The organism is Chamaesiphon sp. OTE_8_metabat_110, assembly GCF_031382685.1.
Classification (GTDB): Bacteria; Cyanobacteriota; Cyanobacteriia; order Cyanobacteriales; family Chamaesiphonaceae; genus Chamaesiphon.
Map to the genome: position 1 here is coordinate 1 of NZ_JANMZA010000062.1, position 5,841 is coordinate 5,841.

General features: G+C 47.1%; 6 protein-coding genes and 1 tRNA gene. 4 read left to right on the top strand and 3 right to left on the bottom strand.

The window, feature by feature from the left end:
- Positions 1 to 247: 247 nt before the first annotated feature.
- Positions 248 to 424 carry a hypothetical protein gene (locus tag RMO52_RS02330; protein ID WP_309743684.1) on the bottom strand — a complete coding sequence of 59 codons (177 nt, stop codon included), beginning with the start codon at positions 422 to 424 and terminating at the stop codon, positions 248 to 250.
- A gap of 946 nt (positions 425 to 1,370) precedes the next feature.
- Positions 1,371 to 1,443: transfer RNA gene (locus tag RMO52_RS02335), tRNA-Val, on the bottom strand.
- A 371-nt stretch (positions 1,444 to 1,814) separates the two neighbouring features.
- On the opposite strand from RMO52_RS02335, the gene RMO52_RS02340 reads away from it, so the two are divergent.
- On the top strand, positions 1,815 to 2,924 hold the full coding sequence (locus RMO52_RS02340; RefSeq protein ID WP_310410530.1) for a glycosyltransferase family 1 protein: 1,110 nt from the start codon (positions 1,815 to 1,817) through the stop codon (positions 2,922 to 2,924).
- A 142-nt stretch (positions 2,925 to 3,066) separates the two neighbouring features.
- Here RMO52_RS02340 and RMO52_RS02345 read toward each other — a convergent pair whose 3' ends face one another.
- Positions 3,067 to 3,333: a hypothetical protein gene (locus RMO52_RS02345; protein WP_310410532.1), complete on the bottom strand. Its 267-nt coding sequence runs from the start codon at positions 3,331 to 3,333 to the stop codon at positions 3,067 to 3,069.
- Positions 3,334 to 3,402: 69 nt separating this feature from the next.
- Here RMO52_RS02345 and RMO52_RS02350 point away from each other — a divergent pair, with 69 nt between their 5' ends.
- From RMO52_RS02350 to RMO52_RS02360, 3 genes are all read left to right on the top strand, one after another.
- Complete coding sequence (locus tag RMO52_RS02350; RefSeq protein WP_310410533.1) at positions 3,403 to 3,564, top strand: hypothetical protein; 162 nt, start codon at positions 3,403 to 3,405, stop codon at positions 3,562 to 3,564.
- Between the two features lie 226 nt (positions 3,565 to 3,790).
- Positions 3,791 to 4,519 (top strand): phosphoribosylaminoimidazolesuccinocarboxamide synthase, encoded by a 729-nt coding sequence (gene purC, locus RMO52_RS02355; protein WP_309743676.1) that lies wholly within the window; start codon positions 3,791 to 3,793, stop codon positions 4,517 to 4,519.
- 78 nt (positions 4,520 to 4,597) lie between these two features.
- Positions 4,598 to 5,841 (top strand): POTRA domain-containing protein (locus RMO52_RS02360; protein ID WP_310410535.1); only part of this gene is annotated, 1,244 nt, incomplete at its 3' end.

Sequence of the window (5,841 nt, forward strand, 5' to 3'; positions counted from 1 at the left end):
ACGAGTTGAGTTCTAGTATCGTTCTTCACCACGATCGGCAGAATTGCCTTGCAACTCTGAAACTGCATTAAACCCCAAAACGATGCAAACAGCTTTCTCGGTCTCACTCCAGTAAGTAGCTAGGCGGAATTAAATGTAAGATGCCAGCCTTTTGCCCTCACCCCCAACCCCTCTGTCTTGACGGAAACGCACGCTGAAGGATACACCTCAGCGTGCGTTTTGTTGTATCGATATGGTTGGCATCTAGCTAGTTCAGGTCGTTGAAGGCATCTTGCGTAGTCAGATCGGCGATTGTCGCCTGCTGTGCAAGGTAGATTAGGTGTAGCTCGGCTAGTAATTGCTTGGCACGATCGATTTCAATACTTTGGAGTTGCCAGCAAAACATTGAATGAGCAAATTGTTTTTCAAAGGGCAAACTGTTCATTATTTTATTGCTTGTTTATTCTTCGCAGTTTTATGTTTTATGGCTTCCCGTCATATCGCTTGGGGTCTTTCTTTTGCTTCTTAGTTTCATCCAGTGGTGCTTTAGGTTTTTTGGTTTCTTTGTTGCCTTTTTTCTCTTTTGACATCACAGTTCTCCTTTTTTGGTAATAGTTTGCACGTTACTTAAGTAGCTGGACATCGCGACTTGCTTTCCACTCATCGACGCTCGATTGCACCTCTGCTTCTTTGTCCTCAAATTGGGTTTTGAGTTTGGCACGATAATCGTCGAATTCTTATTTCTTAGCTACTAGGCTGGCTTTGGCTTCATCGAAACTCGATGAAGAAAAAATTATGCTATTAAGTTGCCATCTGACATCAAAGCTTTTGTAGTCAACTACTTCGATATCGGATGGCAATTAAAATAACTATTCAGTGAATTTATAATGCGAATTTATTACCTTTCATGTTAAATCAAGATTGTGAAGATGGCGTGAGTAAAGTATTTTAAATCGGTTGCTATTTAAATGTATTTATTTAATGTTTAATTAATTATCTTCTGGCTTTCAATCGCTATTACTAATCGAAACTGTCATGTTTGTCTGTCTATATATAGAAAGATTTTAATGCTAAGATTTCAATCCAATTTCACTCAAAAGGGGTAGACAAACCCAAAAATAATCTAAAAAAGCCCTCAATTTGATGAGAGCTTTATTTAAAACATAATTTGAAATAATTAGACTACACACTCAGCCTTTCCTGCATAGGATTTTAACCGCCCCATCCCCTGCTGTTCGCGGTCTCATAGTTCTTTGTGGTATTGTTGAATTACCAAGCAAGTATCAAATACAAACACTAGGCTAAGATTGTGAGGTTCTTGTGAGCAAATATATCGATCTGCCGTAGCGGTAATCTATTCTTTTGTAATGGCGCAGATAGACATGCAAAAATGGACGGTACAGGACTCGAACCTGTGACAGCCTGCTTGTAAGGCAGGAGCTCTACCAACTGAGCTAACCGTCCGCGTTTTTAGTGCTTACCTAATATAACTGACATTAGAGATCGAGTCAAGTAGTCGCTCGGTAAATATCGAACATCGCCGAGTTGAGATTGCCGGGTGAGTGTCAGATCGGCACGGCGAGAGCCAAACTATCCCAAAATCGCAGTAGAACATATAGTAATCCGCACATAAGTTGTGGTAGTAATAGTTAGGATCGATACCCACTCGCCGCGATCGGTACAGCGCGATCGAGTACATTTGGTTGCGCTAACTATGATTGAAGATCGCTAAGTTGCGTGGGGCTGTCCGATTGCTCCGTGGCAACCCAGAATCTGGCTGGTACTTGCGAGCCGAGCCAACCATCCGATCGAGATTCTAGATAGCTGCTAAAGAAATGCGTATTGCTTTATTTACCGAAACTTTTTTACCAAAAGTCGATGGAATTGTCACTCGACTCAAACATACGATCGAGCAACTGCAACGCCAAGGCGATGATGTCTTAGTTTTTTGTCCGGCTGGGGGACTGCAATCCTACCAGGGGGCGAAGATCTATGGCTTGTCTGCTTTTCCCTTACCACTATATCCAGAGTTAAAATTAGCTCTACCGCGCCCGGAAATCGGCCAACAATTGACAAAGTTTCAGCCCGATCTGATCCATGTCGTCAATCCCGCCGTTTTGGGATTAGCGGGCATTTTTTATGCCAAATCGATGCGGATTCCGCTGGTGGCTTCCTATCATACGCACTTACCCAAATACTTGCAGCACTACGGACTGGGGCTGCTAGAGGGCTTGCTGTGGGAGTTATTAAAAGGGGCGCACAATCAAGCAGAATTAAATCTGTGTACTTCCAATGCGATGGTGGGGGAACTGCGATCGCGGGGGATCGAGCGGGTGGACTTGTGGCAGCGGGGTGTAGATACCGAGACTTTTCACCCAGCTAAAGCGACCGATCGAATGCGGGATTATCTGAGCCAAGGTGCGCCAGCAAGCCCGCTGTTGCTGTATGTAGGTAGATTAGGTGCGGAGAAGGAAATCGAGCAGATCGCGCCCGTTTTAGCCGCAATTCCGGGCGCAAGACTGGCGATCGTCGGCGATGGCCCCCATCGCGCTCATTTGGAAAGCTATTTTGCCGGGACGCCGACGCACTTTGTCGGTTATTTGGGTGGCGAACAACTCGCGGCGGCTTATGCTGTTGCCGATGCGTTTATTTTTCCCTCGCGGACGGAGACGCTCGGGCTGGTACTGCTCGAAGCGATGGCGGCTGGCTGTCCGGCGATCGCCGCCCGATCGGGTGGGATTCCGGATATCATTACCGATGGGCACAATGGTTATTTATTCGATCCGCAAGATCCGCACGGCGCGATCGTGGCAACTCAAACCCTATTTTCTTCACCAGCCCATCAGCTCCAGCTCCGCGCTAATGCTCGATCTGAAGCCGAACGCTGGGGCTGGGCAGCAGCGACAAAGCAGCTCCAGACCTATTATCAGCAGGTATTGGATTAGCTCGCAGGGAGTTGGGAGATGGGAGTTGGGAGATGGGAGTTGGGAGACTGGGGGACTGGGAGACTGGGAGACTGGGGGACTGGGAGCTATGGATGTCGTAATTACCTCTTACCTTTTACCTTTTACCTTTTACCCCTATCCCCTACTCTTCCGCCTCATCATTGTCGCTTGGTGGCGTCTGAACACCGATCCCTAGCTGTTTTTTAGTCCGTTTGAGGTCTTTCCAGAGACTTTTGATTTGCTTGTAGGATTCCTCTGGAGTTAGCTTGCCAGCAGTCTCCAGGCTACAAATAAAGCTGATTTTTTGGGTAAATTCTTGTAAGTTGCTATTGAAGATCAGGTGTTCTGGTGTAAAATCACCGTTGTAGCGGTTGTTTTGATATAAAAAGAAGTCGCTCTTTTTTGACATTAATATTGCGTCCTAGTCGCTGCGATACAATTATAAATGACTAATTTCGACTGATGCTAGCACTATTACGTGCAGCAACTCGAAAAACTGCGAATCGATCGGCGATCGCTCATTGGCGTACTCGTGCTGACTTTGACTGAGCGTAGCCGTTGGCGACAGCCTGCCGTAGCGGCGCGTGAGCCGGAGGTTCCCTCCGGCGTAGAACGCGACAAGACAGGCACAGTAGCGTAGTCGAGAACGAGAATCACCAGCCGAGCGCCCAACAATTCAATCTAGATCCTCAGCGCCAAGCCAGAGCTGAATTTGTGCCGATTTTAACCTTTTTTCGACATCAGGCGATCGAAGTAGGCACATTGGATACTAAGATCTAAAGATTGACTATTGACAAGTACTTATAAATTGCTACTAATTTCTACAAAGAATTTAGTAATGTCCCCATAATTCTAACTATTTCAGCATGAATTGTCATCCACAAGTTTACGAAGGTAAAGCAAAAATTCTCTACGCTACAGACGATCCAGAGATATTATTAGCTTACTTTAAGGATGATGCGACTGCCTTTAATGCCCAAAAACGCGGGACGATCGTCGGGAAAGGTGAGATTAACTGTCAAATTGCGGCACACTTATTTCGCTCGATCGAGTCGCACGGGATTGCCACCCATTATATCGACTGTCCCTCAAATCGGGAGATGCGCGTCAAAGCGGTGCAAATCATCCCCCTCGAAGTAGTCGTCCGCAACATTGCAGCAGGCAGCCTGTGTCAACAGACTGGCATCGAGTTAGGGACGGTGTTACCGCAACCTTTGGTAGAATTTTATTATAAAAATGACGGTTTAGGCGATCCGCTGCTAACGCGCGATCGCTTGCTGCTGATGTCATTAGCAACGCCAGCACAGATCGACATTCTCCAGACGCGGGCGGTGGCGATAAATACCCTCCTCCAGCACTTTTTCGAGCAGTGTGGGATTACTTTAGTGGATTTCAAAATCGAATTTGGGGTAGACAAGCACCAGCAAATCTTATTAGCCGATGAAATCAGCCCGGATAGCTGTCGGTTATGGTTGACTGGGGAACCCGATCCCGATTTACGAGTCTTAGATAAAGATCGGTTCCGCCGCGATCTGGGTAACATCGAGGATGCTTACCAACAAGTTTTAGCCAGAGTTCTAGGAGTCAAAGAGTAGAGTTCGGTGGGCAGAATATTTAGATCCAATTATCTACTATCGCGATCGACGCTAACCGCTATTTACTATACAAACCACATGAATCAATTTAAATTAGTTCTAGTTATTACTGCTGCGACGATCGCCCAAATTGCCAGTACTGTGCCTGCAACTGCCCAATCAACTCAAATTCTCCAGCGGAGCGGCTACAAAAACGCCAAAATATTACCCCCAAGCAGTTTGACTGGGCAATCGAACCAGCTCGTCGCTCCAGATTTGCAGCGAGTTGTCGCCACCGATATCCCGACTGCCAAAGATCTCATCGCCCAAACCAAGCGCAAAACTCGCAAACCCACCAAGCCCAAAGCCAAACCCAAACCGACGAACACTACCCAGATCGCACCGACTACCCCAGCGCCACAGAGTCAGCAACCAGCCACCCCAGCTCCCAACCAAAAACAGGTCATAGTTTCCGATATCATCATCAGAAATCCCCAGGGTGCGCTTGAGCCAGAACTCGAATCCAAAGTTCGGCAAGTGCTCACAGTCAAACCCGGACAACCGACCACCCGCGAGCAACTAGAGCAAAATCTCAACGCGATTAAAGCTTTGGGTGCCTTTTCAGCAGTCGAGATCGTCCCCGAAGACACGAGCAAAGGCGTGAAACTGAGCTTCCTAGTGACACCATACGGCACGCTCAGCCAAGTCCAAATCCGCACCCTCCCAGCCAATAGCAGCAGCGTATTGAAACAGGAGGACATCGATAAGTTATTCCAGCCTCAGTATGGCAAAAAGTTAAATGCGGTCGAGCTGCAAGCCGCCATCAAACAATTAAATCAACTCTACCAAGAACAGGGCTATAACCTGGCACAAGTAGTCGATGTCGAAGAACTCGGTGCTGATGGTAAGCTGACTTTGGTAATTGCCGAGGGCTTAATCGAAGATGTCCAAGTCCGGTTTATCAACAAAGAAGGTTCGCTAGTAGACGACCAGAAAAAACCGATCGGCGGATCGACGCGCCCCTTTATTATCACTCGCGAAGCGGAGTTAAAAGCGGGTAAAATTTTCAACCGGAATACGATTCAAAAAGATCTGCGACGGATTTATGGCTTGGGGTTATTCGATGATGTCCGCGTCTCTTTTGCCCCCGGTAGCGATCCGGCAAAAGTAATCTTGCAACTGAATGTCATCGAGCGAAAAACAGCTAACATCCTGGCTGGGGGAGGTATTAGCTCGACCAGTGGCTTGTTTGGGAGTGTCAGCTACAACCAACTAAATATCGGCGGTAACGCTCAAAAATTAGGTGCGGAAGTCCAGATCGGCACGCGATCGGATGTCCTATT